This is a genomic window from Cobetia sp. 2AS (genome assembly GCF_029846355.1).
Lineage (GTDB): Bacteria > Pseudomonadota > Gammaproteobacteria > Pseudomonadales > Halomonadaceae > Cobetia > Cobetia amphilecti.
The window spans coordinates 248,244-262,132 of record NZ_JARWKQ010000005.1 but is presented as its reverse complement, the minus strand read 5'-3'; the positions used below and the strand labels follow the sequence as shown (position 1 = coordinate 262,132).

13 protein-coding genes are annotated in these 13,889 nt (G+C 64.7%); 6 read left to right on the top strand and 7 right to left on the bottom strand.

Annotated elements, in window-relative coordinates:
- Nucleotide 1 precedes the first annotated feature (1 nt).
- A complete protein-coding gene (locus QD356_RS14450) occupies nt 2-664 on the bottom strand; it encodes a TRAP transporter small permease (RefSeq protein ID WP_052384515.1) in 663 nt (220 codons plus the stop codon).
- Nucleotides 665-1,146: 482 nt separating this feature from the next.
- On the opposite strand from QD356_RS14450, the gene dctP reads away from it, so the two are divergent.
- Nucleotides 1,147-2,238, top strand: a complete 1,092-nt coding sequence (gene dctP, locus QD356_RS14445) for a TRAP transporter substrate-binding protein DctP (RefSeq protein ID WP_225996602.1) — start codon at nt 1,147-1,149, stop codon at nt 2,236-2,238.
- A 266-nt stretch (nt 2,239-2,504) separates the two neighbouring features.
- Here dctP and QD356_RS14440 read toward each other — a convergent pair whose 3' ends face one another.
- Both QD356_RS14440 and thiD read right to left on the bottom strand, forming a co-directional pair.
- A complete protein-coding gene (locus QD356_RS14440; protein ID WP_192839068.1) occupies nt 2,505-3,182 on the bottom strand; it encodes a chalcone isomerase family protein in 678 nt (225 codons plus the stop codon).
- A 93-nt stretch (nt 3,183-3,275) separates the two neighbouring features.
- Complete coding sequence (gene thiD / locus QD356_RS14435) at nt 3,276-4,076, bottom strand: bifunctional hydroxymethylpyrimidine kinase/phosphomethylpyrimidine kinase (protein ID WP_192839067.1); 801 nt, start codon at nt 4,074-4,076, stop codon at nt 3,276-3,278.
- Between the two features lie 143 nt (nt 4,077-4,219).
- On the opposite strand from thiD, the gene QD356_RS14430 reads away from it, so the two are divergent.
- Together QD356_RS14430 and QD356_RS14425 are read left to right on the top strand one after the other, a co-directional pair.
- Nucleotides 4,220-4,651, top strand: a complete 432-nt coding sequence (locus tag QD356_RS14430) for a YqaA family protein (RefSeq protein ID WP_192839113.1) — start codon at nt 4,220-4,222, stop codon at nt 4,649-4,651.
- Between the two features lie 354 nt (nt 4,652-5,005).
- Nucleotides 5,006-6,238 (top strand): patatin-like phospholipase family protein, encoded by a 1,233-nt coding sequence (locus QD356_RS14425; RefSeq protein WP_192839066.1) that lies wholly within the window; start codon nt 5,006-5,008, stop codon nt 6,236-6,238.
- 121 nt (nt 6,239-6,359) lie between these two features.
- On the opposite strand, the gene QD356_RS14420 is transcribed toward QD356_RS14425, so the two are convergent.
- A complete protein-coding gene (locus QD356_RS14420; RefSeq protein WP_192839065.1) occupies nt 6,360-7,124 on the bottom strand; it encodes a pseudouridine synthase in 765 nt (254 codons plus the stop codon).
- Nucleotides 7,125-7,127: 3 nt separating this feature from the next.
- The gene (locus QD356_RS14415) at nt 7,128-9,062 is read right to left on the bottom strand and encodes an ATP-binding cassette domain-containing protein (protein ID WP_107335718.1); all 1,935 of its coding nucleotides are present in this window, start codon (nt 9,060-9,062) and stop codon (nt 7,128-7,130) included.
- 135 nt (nt 9,063-9,197) lie between these two features.
- On the opposite strand from QD356_RS14415, the gene QD356_RS14410 reads away from it, so the two are divergent.
- Together QD356_RS14410 and QD356_RS14405 are read left to right on the top strand one after the other, a co-directional pair.
- Nucleotides 9,198-9,803, top strand: coding sequence for a TIGR02444 family protein (locus QD356_RS14410; protein ID WP_192839064.1), 606 nt, complete (start codon nt 9,198-9,200; stop codon nt 9,801-9,803).
- Nucleotides 9,804-9,942: 139 nt separating this feature from the next.
- A complete protein-coding gene (locus tag QD356_RS14405; RefSeq protein WP_043333314.1) occupies nt 9,943-10,650 on the top strand; it encodes an FKBP-type peptidyl-prolyl cis-trans isomerase in 708 nt (235 codons plus the stop codon).
- Between the two features lie 538 nt (nt 10,651-11,188).
- Here the strand turns inward: QD356_RS14405 and QD356_RS14400 are convergent.
- On the bottom strand, nt 11,189-11,905 hold the full coding sequence (locus tag QD356_RS14400) for an SCO family protein (RefSeq protein WP_192839063.1): 717 nt from the start codon (nt 11,903-11,905) through the stop codon (nt 11,189-11,191).
- A gap of 64 nt (nt 11,906-11,969) precedes the next feature.
- The gene (locus QD356_RS14395; RefSeq protein WP_052384509.1) at nt 11,970-12,563 is read right to left on the bottom strand and encodes a hypothetical protein; all 594 of its coding nucleotides are present in this window, start codon (nt 12,561-12,563) and stop codon (nt 11,970-11,972) included.
- A gap of 266 nt (nt 12,564-12,829) precedes the next feature.
- Between QD356_RS14395 and QD356_RS14390 the strand changes: the two genes are divergently transcribed.
- Nucleotides 12,830-13,759, top strand: coding sequence for an AEC family transporter (locus QD356_RS14390; protein WP_131431117.1), 930 nt, complete (start codon nt 12,830-12,832; stop codon nt 13,757-13,759).
- The last annotated feature ends 130 nt before the right edge of the window (nt 13,760-13,889 follow it).

The following is a 13,889-nucleotide window of genomic DNA, read 5'->3' as shown; positions in this document are numbered from 1 at the left end:
GCTAGAGCGCGCCGCTGCCGTCGACTTCCTCGTTCTCGTCCATCTCCGCTGTACGCCATGACAACCAGGCGCCCTGCGCCAGCAGATTGCGCAGAATCGCCATCAGGTACTGGAGCGCCCCGAGCGCCAGCCCCAGCGGGACCACGGCATAGAGCGCCGCCAGCGACCAGCGCAGCGACGGCGTGACACGCCCGGACTTGGCCAGGCTCTGCAGATAATCCACCGCCAGCCAGGCGAGGTAGGCCAGCAAGGCACAGGTGATGACCTGTCCGGCGATCAGCAGCACCTTGCGCAACCACGGCGGCATGAAGTCCAGCAGCGCCGTCACGCGGATATGGCGCCCGGCGCGCGCGCCGTAACTGATGCCGAGGAAGGTCAGCCACAGCTGCAGGATCTGCATCAGCTCTTCGGTGAACGGCAGGCTGTAGTTGAAGACGTTGCGCCCGATGACATTGGCGATGCTGGCCGTCGCCATGCCCAGCACGCACAGGGCGATCAACCAGCGCTCGACATGCGCCAGGCCCTGGTCACCACGTTCGAACCAGGCGGCCAGACGGCGCAGCGGCGCAGGCAGATGTGCGAGGGGGTCCTGACCGCCATTCGTCTCGGCCGGGGCGGGGCGGGTCTCGTCAGCGGAGGGAGACTTGGAGGGGGGCGAGTTCATGAAGCGGCTTCCTGTTGATGTGGCATCCTGCCAGATAGGCTTTCTATCAGACGTCATGAGCGCAGTGGTTTGCGCCAGACGGCCTGCATTTGCCAGTACGATCCATTGAAATTTTCCGCGGCGCCGCCGTGATTTTCACTTTGGCTACTCTTGTTCTAGCTTTATTAGCGGCGCTTGAAATCAGTATGCGGCCGACGCGCGGCATGTCGGTCTGGCGCCGGGGCCGATCGTGAAGACCGAGCGCGAAGCTCTGACGAGCGACGGACAGATCCTCGAGCACCAGAGCTCAAGCACCAGAGCTCGAGTACCAGAGACTCATGCGCACAGGCTCAGCTTATTCATAATAAATTCTAATCATACTATCCAATTTGGTAATTTTTTTATTATATTAAGAATGGCAATATTATCTAAATGATGCAAGTTGCACGCCGGGTATGCCCAGAGCCGCCCGACGCTGATGGAAATCACACAAGGAGAACAAGATGACGATGCAATGGAACCCGTCACCCGAGCAGAATCGCGAGACGTCCAGGACTCCTGTTCCCCTTTCTCGTCTCGCCGCGTTCATCAAGGGAGGCGCTCTCGCGTCCGGCCTGGGCATGGCGGCGCTGGCCTCCGCGGGCGTGCAGGCGGACACCTGGCGTTTCGCGCTGGAGGAGGTCTCCGGCAGTGTGCAGGATGCCTACGCCCAGGAATTCAAGAAGCGCATCGAAGAGGCTTCCGGCGGTGACATCGATGTCGAGATCTACCCCTACGGTGCACTGGGTACCTCCTCGCAGCTCACCGAACTGGTGCAGAGCGATGCCATCCAGCTGACCTTTGCCTCACCGGGTCACCTGGCCTCGGTGATTCCGGAGTCGGGCGTCTTCACGCTGCACTTCCTGTTCTCCGACGACAATGCCGTCAATGAAGAGGTGCTCGGCAACTCCAAGGCCATCGACATGCTGTCCGAGGCCTACACCGAGCAGAACCTCCAGCTGCTGGGCGTGATTCCGGAAGGCTGGATGGTGTGGACCGGCAACCGCGACATCAAGACACCCGAGGACATGGAAGGCTTCAAGATCCGCACCATGACCTCGCCGATTCTGGTCGAGAGCTATCGCGGCTACGGTGCCAACCCGACGCCGATGCCCTATTCCGAGGTCTACTCCGGCCTGCAGCTGGGCCAGATCGACGGCCAGGTGAACCCGGTGTTCGCCATCCAGGAAATGAGCTTCTACGAAGTTCAGGACTACATGATCCAGGCCAAGCAGGCGCAGTTCATCACCACGCTGGTGGCCTCCAGTGACTTCTATTCCGGTCTGGATGACGAGCAGCAGCAGATGCTCGACAAGGTCACCAACGAGATGCGTCCGTACATCTTCGAGAAGCAGGAGGAGTACAACGCCGACCGTCTGCAGAAGATCAAGGAAGACAGCGACATCGAGATCATCACGCTGACCGATGAGCAGCGCGAAGCCTTCCGCCCGGTCGGCGAGAAGGGCTGGGAAGTCTATCGTGAGCAATCCGGTGAGCGCGGCAGCAAGATCCTCGACACCCTGCAGGCCGACATCAAGGCTGCCGAAGGCAAGTAAGCCCCAGGCAGGCGCGTCAGCCCCGCCAGGTAGATAGCAAGGATCGAAAGAGTGATGGAAAGATAGAAAGTTGGAATGTTAGAAAGATAGAAAGACGAGCATGAAAAAACGCCCCTGCCGGAACTCTCGGCAGGGGCGTTTTTCGTGGTGTCTCGATAGAGGCGAAAGGCGCAAGACGATAGCGATGCCGCGACAGATGGGCTAGATGGGCCAGATAGGCTAAAGAGGGGCTAGAGAGGGGCTAGAGGGGCCAGATGGAGAACGCGCTACTGCCCCAGCAGCTGAGTACGGAAATCCTGCTGAGCCGGTTCATCGCCCAGCCAGATCGCGAACAGGCCGTTGGCCAGCGCCAGTGAATCGCTTTCGAAGATGACCTGTCCGTTCAGCACCAGCGACAGCGTGCCTCTGCCGCCACCGGCGGACAGCCATTGCAGCGTATAGCGATCCCCCGGCACGACGTCCTGATAGGCGCGATTGAAGCGCGCCAATTCAGGCTCGATCGCCGCGAAATCCGCCGCTGACAGGTTCTTGCGCACGCCCTTGGTGGTCGCCTTGGCGAAGTCCTCGGCATCGATGGCATGGAAGTACTCCAGCACCAGACGTCGCGAGACATCCTTGAGCGGCGCCGGGCGCGGGCGACGCGCATCCTGATAATAGGCGCCGACATAGGCGTCCCACAGCAGGTAGGTGAAGAGCCCACTGCCGATCAGCGTCAGCGGCTGGCCGGACTGCGTGGTCACCTGATCCGCGAAGGTCACCCCCTTGATCTCGACGGCGAGCGCCGCCGGGCTGGTGGTGGCAAGCAGCGCCCCCATCACGCCCGCGGCCAGCCAGCGCGGCGCACTCACCACCGGCAGGCTGACGACACGACAGGCGGCGTTCAGGCAGCAAACGGCGCCACGGACAGCAGACACGGACAAACGATACAGCGGCGATATAGGCATGGCATCTACTCGTTGGCTGGCAGTGATCAAGGGGGAGCTTGCGGGGTTCATCACTCCTGCAGACCGGGTTACACAGGCCTGGCTCTGACTGGCTTACCACAGGGCGTGGAAATGATGCACCGGCCCACGGCCCTTGCCGACGCTGAGCTGGTCGGAGGCGCGCAGCGCGCCCAGCAACCATTCGCGCGCCTCGACCACCGCCTGCGGCAACGGCAGGCCGTTCGCCAGTCGCGCCGTGATGGCGGAAGACATCGAGCAGCCGGTGCCGTGCAGGTTGTCGGTCTCGATACGCGGTGCGCACAGCCATTGCTCGCCGGCATCGCTGACCAGCAGGTCATCACAGGCCTGCCCCTCAAGCGCCCCGCCCTTGATCAACACCGCCTTCGCGCCTCTGGCACGCAGCTCGCGGGCGACCTCGGGCATGTCGGAGCGCCCGATCAGGCGCCGCTCACCCAGCAGCACCGCGGCTTCATGCAGGTTGGGCGTGATGATGTCGGCCAGCGGCACCAGGTGCTCGGCCACCGACTGGATGGCAGCATCATTGACCAGCGCATCGCCACTCTTGGCGACCAGCACCGGGTCGAGCACGACCCAGCGCGGGCGACGCTGCTGAAGGCGGTCGGCGAGCATTTCCACCACCAGCGGATCGGCCACCATGCCGATCTTGGCGGCGCGGATATCGAGATCATCCAGCACGGCGTCCAGCTGTGCGGCGATGAATTCCCGCGAGACCGCCTCCACGCTGCGCACACCGCAGGTATTCTGCGCCGTCAGCGCCGTGATCACGCTGGCCCCGTAGGCGCCCAGCGCAGAGAATGTCTTGAGGTCCGCCTGAATGCCGGCTCCCCCGGAGGGGTCTGAGCCCGCTATCGTCAGGACGCACGGAATATGCATGCAGGAAGCTCCCGAAATATGGCTTTGACGTGCCAACAGCATACCCGAGCTGAGGAGGGAAGAAAGCCACCCCCAGCGCCCTGCCACCGTGAAAAACAGAAGAAAGTGATATGAATGAAGTGGCCCTACTGTCATTGCCGGCATTGACCTCGCTCGCCGTGATCTCGCTGGCCAGCGCCACCCTGCTGCCCGGCGGATCGGAGGCGGCCCTCGCGGGGCTGTGGTGCCAGGGGCACGCGCCCTGGGCGCTATGGATCGCGGCGACGCTGGGCAACACGCTCGGCAGCCTGATCAACGTCGCCCTGGGGCGTGGCGCCCGTCGTCTGCGCACACGGCGCTGGTTTCCGGTCTCGCGGCGCGCATTGGCGCGCGGCACCCTGTGGTATCGCCGCTTCGGCGCCTGGAGCCTGCTGCTGAGCTGGGCCCCGCTGATCGGCGACCCGCTGACGGTGCTGGCAGGTATCTTCCGGCTGGCGTGGTGGAAAAGCATCGTCCTGATCGTGATCGCCAAGGGCGGACGCTATGCATTGCTGCTGCTGGCAGCCGACCTGTGGCTGACGCCCTGGTGCCAATGACCGCCGCACGGCTGCTGCTCCTGCTCCTGCTCCTGTTCCTAACCTCACCCTCGTCTTTGTCCCTGCTGCCTCAGACAGTCGCTTGAATGAGATCGCAGACACGCAAGGCGAGGATGCGTGCTATGCTGACAGGCGCCATGCTGCACTGCACAATAAAAGCACTTTCATTGCTTTTCACCAGTGCCTCATTGCCTTGATCAGGTGCTTCGCTGCCCTTGATATGCACCTCGTCACCCTTGCGCCGCCTCCACGAGCCCACGCCTCCCCCATCACATGGCGTCACGCTCGCGACGGTCCCCCTGACCTCGGGCATTCCCCGGCGGAGTGCTGCACTGCTAGAGAGGAGAAGGTTTCATGCGTGATACATCCTGCGACTTCTGCGCCGATGCGCTCAATATTCTGGTGCTGCAAGGCGGTGGTGCGCTCGGCGCCTACCAGATCGGCATCTTCGAGGCGCTGGCCGAAGCCGGCATCCAGCCCGACTGGGTGGTCGGCACCTCGGTCGGCGCCATCAATGGTGCCCTGATCGCCGGCAATCCGGAGGGCGAGCGCCTCAAGGCCCTCGAGTCATTCTGGTATGGCATCGCCCAACCCGCTGCCAGCATGGGGCCCGCCTTTCATCCGTGGGAGCGCAGTGTCGCGCGTACCTCCGCCATGCTGTGGGGCATTCCGGGCTTCTTCCGCCCGCGCCCGCTGTGGACGGTACCGATCTGGCAGAGCTTCTTCGGCGAGCCGCCCAGCCTCTACGACACCGAGCCGCTGGGCGACACGCTCAACCGGCTGGTGGACTTCGAGCGCCTGGATGCCCGCCACCCGGAGAACGTTCGCCTGTCGGTCGGGGCGGTGAATATCGGCAGCGGCGCGCTGCGCTACTTCGATTCCTCGCATGAAGCGCTGGATCACCGCCATATTCTGGCCAGCGGCGCCCTGCCACCGGCCTTCCCGCCGGTGTGGGTCGATGGCGAAGCCTATTGGGATGGCGGCCTGTACTCCAATACGCCCGTCAGTTGGGTGCTGTCGGAGCGTCCGCATGGCGAGACGGTGGTCAACTGCTACGTGATCGACCTGTGGAGTGCCGATGGCAAGGTGCCGGAGACATTGCAGGAGGCGCAGCTGCGCGAGAAGGACATCCAGTATTCCAGCCGTGCCGGCGAGCACCTCAATCTGCTGGAGGAGAATCAGGCGCTGCGCATGGGAATCGAGAATCTCGCCGACCATCTGCCGGAGGAGCTGCGCCAGTCGCCGAAGATCCAGCGCATCCTCGCCATGACCCAGCAGCCCTCGATCAACGTGGTGCGTCTGCTGGCCTCGGCGCGCCCGGGCGAGACCTCACTGAAGGATATCGACTTCTCGCGCGCGACCATCGACTCGCGTCGCGACAGTGGCTATCAGGACATGCAGGAAGTGCTGAGCCGTTGCAGCCAGTTTGCGCCGCTGCCGGAGGATATCGGGGTCATCGTGCGCAACTTCACGCGCAACGCCGAGGGCGAGCTGGTCAGCCTGTCGACGCCGGAGGCAAGCTCCAGCGACGATGACGAGGCGAGCATCACGGCAGAGGACCTGCCCAGCCAGGCGACCGGCAGCTGAGCAGCGCTGACGACGATTCAGCACGATCTATCCACACCCCATCGCAGCCGTCACGCACTGGCGGCGCGCCAGGCGGGTGTGGATAACCCGGTGTCGGCAAGACGCCACCCGCCGGGTGGCCTCACCCGCGAGGCTGCGCGGCCCCGAGCCGTGAACACTCCTCGCGGGTAAGCTCGCGCCACTCCCCCGGCGCCAGCCCCTCGAGGCTCAAGCCCGCCACCGACTCACGGTGCAGCCACACCACGCGATTGCCCAGGCTGCGCCACAGTCGCTTGACGTGATGATGGCGGCCCTCGTGCAGCGTCAGGCGTGCCTGATCCGCGGTGAGAAACGCAAGCTGTGCCGGCAGTGTCGGGCGCGGATCATGTTCGAGCAGCACCCCCTGGCGAACCTGTGCGATGGCGCTTTCCTGTTCGGCCTCCGACAGGGGCCGCTCCAGCCCCATGCGATAGCGCTTGGCGGGACCCTCGAGCCCGGCATCACTGATGCGCGCCGAGACTTCGCCGTCGTTGGTCAGCAGCAGGGCACCGGTCGTCGCACGGTCGAGACGCCCGACATGGTGAATCTCGGCTAGCCAGCCGCTGTCCTCGTCGCGTGCATTCAGCGTGTCACGCAGCACATCGATCACGGTGGGGTGTTCGGGGTCATGACAGGCCGTCACGACCCCGGCGGGCTTGTTGAGCAGGATATGACGCGGACGCCGCGCGACCTGCAGGCAGACGGTCGCGTCAGGCGCTGACAGGTGGATGTCATCGAAGGGGCCGACCTCATGCAGCGGGTCACTGATCGTCGCGCCGTTGACCCGCACGCGCCCCGCCGCCAGCGCCGAGAGCGCATGACGACGGTTGAGCTGTGGCTGACGTGTCAGCCAGCGGTCCAGCCGCATGGCCTAGTCCGCCGCCTTGAGCTGAGCTTCCATCTCTTCCAGCGCTTCCTGAGCCTCGAACCATTCGGCTTCGGCCTCATCGAGGCGACTCTTGATCTCGCCCTGGCTGGCCAGCAGCTTGGTCAGCTCCGCCTTGCGGTCCGCCTCGTAGAGCGTGGCATCGCCCAGCGCTTCCTCGATCTTGTCCAGCTCGCCCTGCGCCTTGCTCATCTTCTGCTCGGCCTTGTCGCTGACCTTCTTGAGCGGACGCAGCTTCTCGCGCAGTTCAGCCGCCTGACGGCGCGCTTCCTTGCGGTCCGGCGTGCGCGTGCTGTCAGTCCCCGCATCGGCATCCTTCTGGGCGCGCGCTTCCCGCCGCTCGCCCTCGACCCGCGCCTTGAGCCAGGCACGGTAGTCATCCAGATCACCATCGAAGGGCGTCACGCGGCCATCGGCGATGCACCAGAATTCATCGACGCAGGCACGCAGCAGGTGGCGGTCGTGGGAGACCAGAATCACGGTGCCCTCGAAGGTCGCCAGTGCATCGGTGAGCGCCTCGCGCATGTCGAGGTCCAGGTGGTTGGTCGGCTCATCCAGCAGCAGTAGATTGGGCTTCTGCCACGCGATCAGCGACAGCGCCAGACGCGCCTTCTCGCCACCGGAGAACGACTCCACCGTGGCGTAGACCTCATCGCCGTGGAAGCCGAAGCTGCCGAGGAAGGTGCGGATCTCCAGCTCGCCCGCCGACGGTGACAGGCGCAGCACATGATTGAAGGGCGTCGAGGACAGGTCGAGCCCGTCCACCTGATGCTGGGCGAAGTAGCCGATGGCCAGATGCTCGCCGGCGGTACGCTGCCCCTCGACCAGCGCAAGCTCGCCGGTGAGCGCCTTGATCAGCGTCGACTTGCCGGCGCCGTTGGGGCCGAGCAGACCGATGCGCTGCCCCGGCAGCAGCGAGAAGCGCACCCCGGAGAGCTGCGGCGGCTGACCGGGATAGCCGATCACCGCGCGGTCCAGCCCCAGCAGCGGATGCGAGATCTTGTCGGAGCACGGGATGGTGAAGTGGAACGGGGAATCGGCCTTGACCGCCGCCGTCTCTTCCATGCGCTCCAGCATCTTCATGCGGCTCTGGGCCTGACGTGCCTTGGTGGCCTTGGCCTTGAAACGACGCACGAAATCCTCGATCTCGGCGCGCCGCGCCATGGTCTTCTCGTGCTCGACCTGCTCGCGCACCAGACGCTCGGAACGCGTGCGCTCGAAGCGGCTGTAGTTGCCCTTGTAGACCACCAGCTTGCGGCGATCGAAGTGAATGATGTGATCACACACCGCATCGAGGAAGTCGCGGTCGTGGGAGATCAGCAGCAGCGCGCCGGGATAACGCGCCAGCCATTGCTCAAGCCACAGCAGCGCATCGAGATCCAGGTGGTTGGTCGGCTCATCCAGCAGCAGCAGGTCAGAGGGCGTGAACAGGGTACGCGCCAGATTGGCACGCATGCGCCAGCCACCCGAGAAGGCCGCCAGCGGCTGACTGAGCTGCGCCTGACTGAAGCCGAGGCCGACCAGCAGCTGCTCGGCACGTGCCCGTGCGGTATAGCCATCGAGGGTGTCGAAGTGGGCGTGCAGCTCGGCCTGACGCTGGTGCTCGCCGCTCTCTTCGGCGGCCGCCAGGGCGCGCTCGGTCTCGCGCAGCGCGTGGTCTCCGTCCATGACGTAGTCGACGATCGGACGCTCCAGCGCATCGATTTCCTGCGCCATGTGCGCGACACGCACGCCACCGGCCAGCGATACCGTGCCGCTGTCGGGCGTCAGCTCGCCGAGGATCAGGCCGAACAGGCTCGACTTGCCGGCGCCGTTGGGGCCGACGATACCGGCCTTGTGACCGGCATGCAGCGTCAGGTCCGCTTCGTCGATCAGCGGTGCTCCGCCGCGTTGCAGGGCGAGCTGGCGCAGTGCAATCATGACAACCTCGATCAGAAAATACGGGGGACGTCGGGCTCCCGTTCACCGCCACCGACACGAGCGCTACGACTCAGCAAGCTGCTGGGTGCGACTCGTGAAGAGACATCATCCGTGACATACGAAGAGGCCGACTTGATGGGCGCATATTCTATCGGATTGTGGGACTACGCGCTGTCTCTGTATGCCCTGCCCGGCGAGGTCGGCTCTGCGGGCAACCCTCAGCCGACGCCGGACATGATGAGTACCTGCCTGCTGCTGCAGGACGAGGCGGGCCTCGATGTCTGCGAGCTGCTGTGGATTCACTGGCTGTCCGCCCACGGCATCGCCCTGGCCGCCTCGCCCACTCGCCTGCTGGAAGACGTGCGCGACTGGCAGGGCTGGATGACCGGCATGCTGCGCGAGCGGCGCCGCCAGCTGAAGCAGGAGCTGACGACGCTGCCCGCGACCCAGGACCCGGCCGCGGTGCAACGCCTGGAACGCCTCTATCAGCAGCTCAAGGCCTGCGAGCTTTCCGCCGAGCAGGAGACCCTCGCCCAGCTGGAAGAGCTGAGTCCTGCGCTGTCGTCAGCCGAAGGCGCGACCGGCCTGCGGGCGCCCTTCGCGCATGTCGCGGACCCGCTGCAGGCCTTTCAGCAATCGCTGGCCCTGCTGAGCGGCAAGACGACCCTCACCGTGGGGGACCACCCGTCGGCACGTGCCCTGCGCAGGCTGGCACTGGCCCGCGTGCCCGCCGGCGCCTGACAACGCCAGCGAGATGCGGAACTTGTACGCGGCTGGTAGAGTCGGAGTAACACTAGTGCCCGAGGCAGGCCATGCCGCCTCGGTGCCAATTGCGTGTTTCGGGCCCGTCTCAGGCCCATTCCATCCTGAAGGAGTTTTCATGAAACAGCTGGTCAGTGCCGTCGCGCTCGGCGCCCTCCTGGTCACCCCGTTCAGCTTTGCCGCCGATGACAGCCTCGCAGACGAGCAGGCACAGCTCAGCTATGGCATCGGTGCAACTCTGGGCAAGAGCCTCTCCCAGGACATCACCGATCTGGATCTCGACGCCTTCACTCAAGCCGTGCGTGATGTCTACGCCAAGGGCGACATGAAGATGAGCGACCAGGAAATCGCGGATTCGCTTTCCCGCTTCCAGCAGAAGAAGATGGAAGAGCAGAAGAAGATGGTCGAGCAGGAAGCGACCGACAACAAGGCAGAGGGTGACAAGTTCCTCGCCGACAACGCCAAGAAGGACGGCGTGAAGACACTGGATTCCGGCCTGCAGTACAAGGTGCTGGAATCCGGTGACGGCGCGACCCCATCCGCTGAAGATACCGTCAAGGTGAACTACGAAGGCAAGCTGCTGGACGGCACCGTCTTCGACAGCTCCTACCAGCGTGGCGAGCCGGTCAGCTTCAAGGTCAACCAGGTCATCAAGGGCTGGCAGGAAGCACTGCAGGAAATGAGCGTCGGCGATACCTGGATGCTCTACGTCCCGGCCGAGCTTGCCTACGGCAAGGCTGGCACCGGCGGCCCGATCGGCCCGAACGAGACGCTGACCTTCAAGGTCGAGCTGCTCGACGTGACCAAGGCCGACGCCAAGCAGTAATGGCGGCGTGAGCCGCCCCTGCTGGTAACCGGCAAGCACTGCTGCCGGTAGCAACGAAAGAGCCGCCCATCGGGCGGCTCTTTGCGTTTCTGGCAAGGCCGGATGAGGGCCAGTGGCAAGCTCATCCAAGCGCATGCTGCGCACAGGACAACGGTGCATGCCATCACTACGGCAATGGCTGATGTCCGCTGATTCTCCCCTCCAGAAGGCCCGGTGCGGACGCCGCCAGCCTGTGGATAAATCTGTGGGGAAGCTATTGACCACAGGTTGACAACCGGCCTTTCCGGGGCCTGTCGCGGCAGTGATGCTGGTTGAACGCAAAGCAACCACTGACTTGATATTTTTAGTCGATATCGCGTAACAGTTTGTTTTTACTAGCCTTTATAAATCAGCACTTGACGGCACTGCGTTGCGTGTTCGAGGCGTCATGATTATCCACAAAATTTTCCTTGAGCGCTTGCCAACTTGTGGACAATGTGTATTTCACCCCTGAGAAAGGCCTCAAGACGCGGCGCATTCAGCGGGTGCCTCGCAGCGCTCAATCGGCGGTCGCGCTCAGGACGCGCGTCACGCCAGCGCGAACACCGGCCGGCCCCGGCGTGAATGGAATGCGATCATAGATGCGCCCCTGGGCAGAGACGAGATAGAGCGCGGCACCATGATCGATGGTGTAACCCAGCGCGGAGTCCTGCGCCTCGACACGCCGATAGCTGACGCCATAGCGCCGCGCCACATCGGCGAGTGCCGCCTGACTGCCGGTGATGCCCTGAAAGCGCGGCCCGAAGTGCCCGGTGTATTCGGCCAGCCGGGCAGGGGTGTCGCGCTCGGGGTCCAGCGACACCATCACCGGCACCACACGCGCCGCCGCCTGCGGTGGCAGTTCAGACATCACCTGACGCAGCGCCGCCAGCGTCATCGGGCAGACATCCGGGCACTGGGTATAGCCGAAGTAGAGCGCGACGACCGGCGTGGCCTGCGCGTCTGCGGCCTCGCCCATCGTCACCTCCGCGAGCGTGAAGTCACCCTGCTGTGATTCGAGCTGGATGGGGCCGCCCAGGCTGGCCCAGGCCTGCATGCCCGCGACCGGCGCCAGATCCCGCTGCGCCTGCTGCCAGGCGACACCGGCACCGATCACGGCCGCCAGGCCGACGGCACCCAGCAGCCACCAGCGTCTGGCGACGCCCTTGTCCAGCTGATGGCTCTCTTGTCGGCGAGTGCCTGCCTGCCCGTCCTGTGACTTTCGCTCTGCGCCCATCCCTGCCTCCCGGTGCCTTCATGCCTGAAACGACGCCCCTGCCGGCCGGGCTCAGCGCCAGCGGCTAGCTGCCCTGATGCGTCGGGCGGGTATCACTGCGAAACAATTGATCGACCGAGCTTTCGAGCTGCTCCGCCGTGGTGGCCTGCGGGTGGCTATCGAAATCGAACCAGCTGCCCAGTCGGCCACGCTCGGTGGTGACGATCACCTGCGCACGCCACGCCATGGTCGCGCTGCTGCAGAACCCCAGCTGCCCTTCACCCTGCCAATGCTGGCGCTCGAGACTCTGGGCATCGGTGGTATTCAGCACGCTGCGCTTCACGCCCATGTCCATGTGGCGGCCGATGAAGTCCACCTCGACCCCCTCCGGTGAGACGCCTTCCGTCATCACACGAATGCCCAGCGGCGTCAGCGGACTGATATCGCCCTCCAGCGCCAGGGTAATACGCCCGAAGCGGCCCAGCTCGGCAGTACAGGGGGCATGATTGAGCTCGCAGGACTGATTGGGCGCAAACCAGGTCACCTTGCCGTTGCTGCCATCGCGTACCAGGTAATAGTCGATCAGGTAATACAGCGAGACCACGATGGTGATCAGCGTGACGATGATCAGCAGATTGAGCAGCCGCGGGCGGGCATTGTCTTCTTCTACGCGATACATGGCAGTTCCGGCAACGGTCCGGCAGCGCATCGACAGGCAAGGCGCCCCGAATGGGAAAGAAAGTGACGTGATGGGAATGGTCTGCGCTCAGTCACGACATGACGGCACGCGTGACCGGCGAACAAGACCTGAGTCCAAGTGCAGCGCTGAGCGAGTCATGACAAGCTTACCAGCCCGCCTCACCGCGGCAGCAGGCGAGACATCATGTCACGCGCACGCCACATCGCTCTCAAGGCATTCGCACTCAGCCCCGACAAGGAGTCAGCATGGCAAGTGTACAGCAGGCGCTCGGCCCCCTCTTCCTGTTGATCCTCGCGGGGGCGCTACTCGGGTGGAAGCGTTTCCCCGGCGAAGGCTTCTGGAGCGAACTGGAACGCCTGATCTATTACGTGCTGTTCCCCGCCATGCTGGTGTCCACGCTGGCACGCGCCGACATGGCCAGCGTGCCGGTCGTGGCGCTGGCCAGCGTGATGCTGGGCGCGATGCTGCTGTTCGCCGCCGCGCTATGGCTGAGCTGGCGTCACGCGCCGGACTGGCTGAGCCGTCATATGGGCGACGCCGCCTCCTTTACCTCGCTCTTCCAGGGCAGCATCCGCTTCAACAGCTACGTCGGCGTGGCCGGGGCAGCAGCGCTGCATGGCAGTGCCGGGGCAACCGTCGCGGCCGTGGCGCTGGCGCTGATGGTGCCGGCCGCCAACCTGCTGTGCGTGATGGCCTTCATCGGGGCAGGCACCCTGGGCGAAGGCGGCCTGCTGCGCTCGCTCAAGGCGCTGACCCGCAATCCGCTGGTGCTGGCGTGTCTGGCCGGCACGGCGCTCAACCTGAGCGGCATCGGCTTGCCGGGCTGGAGTGGTGACGCCATCAGCCTGCTGGGGCGCGCCGCCTTGCCGCTCGGCCTGGTCGCGGTGGGCGTGGCGCTGCGTCCGCGTGTACTGGTGAGTAGTGGCAGCGTGGCGTGGCTGGCGAGCCTGCTGAAGCTGCTGGCGATGCCGGCACTGGTGGTCGTGCTCTGCCGGTGGTTCGGCCTCGAGGGAGTGGCGCGTGATGTGGCGATTCTGTTCGCGGCGCTGCCCACCGCGACCTCCGCCTATATTCTGGCCCGCCAGCTAGGCGGCAATGCCGAGCTGATGGCGGCCTTGATCACCGCCCAGACGCTGCTGGCGATGCTGACCCTGCCCCTGTGGCTGGCGACCTGAGCTCCTGTCGAGCTGTCGAGCTGTCGAGCTGTCGACCGCACATCCGAACGCGACGTGAGAGCTCGCAGTATGCGCAGCGCACAACAAAATGCGCAAAGCGCACAACAAAAAGGGCATCCCCAGATGAGGA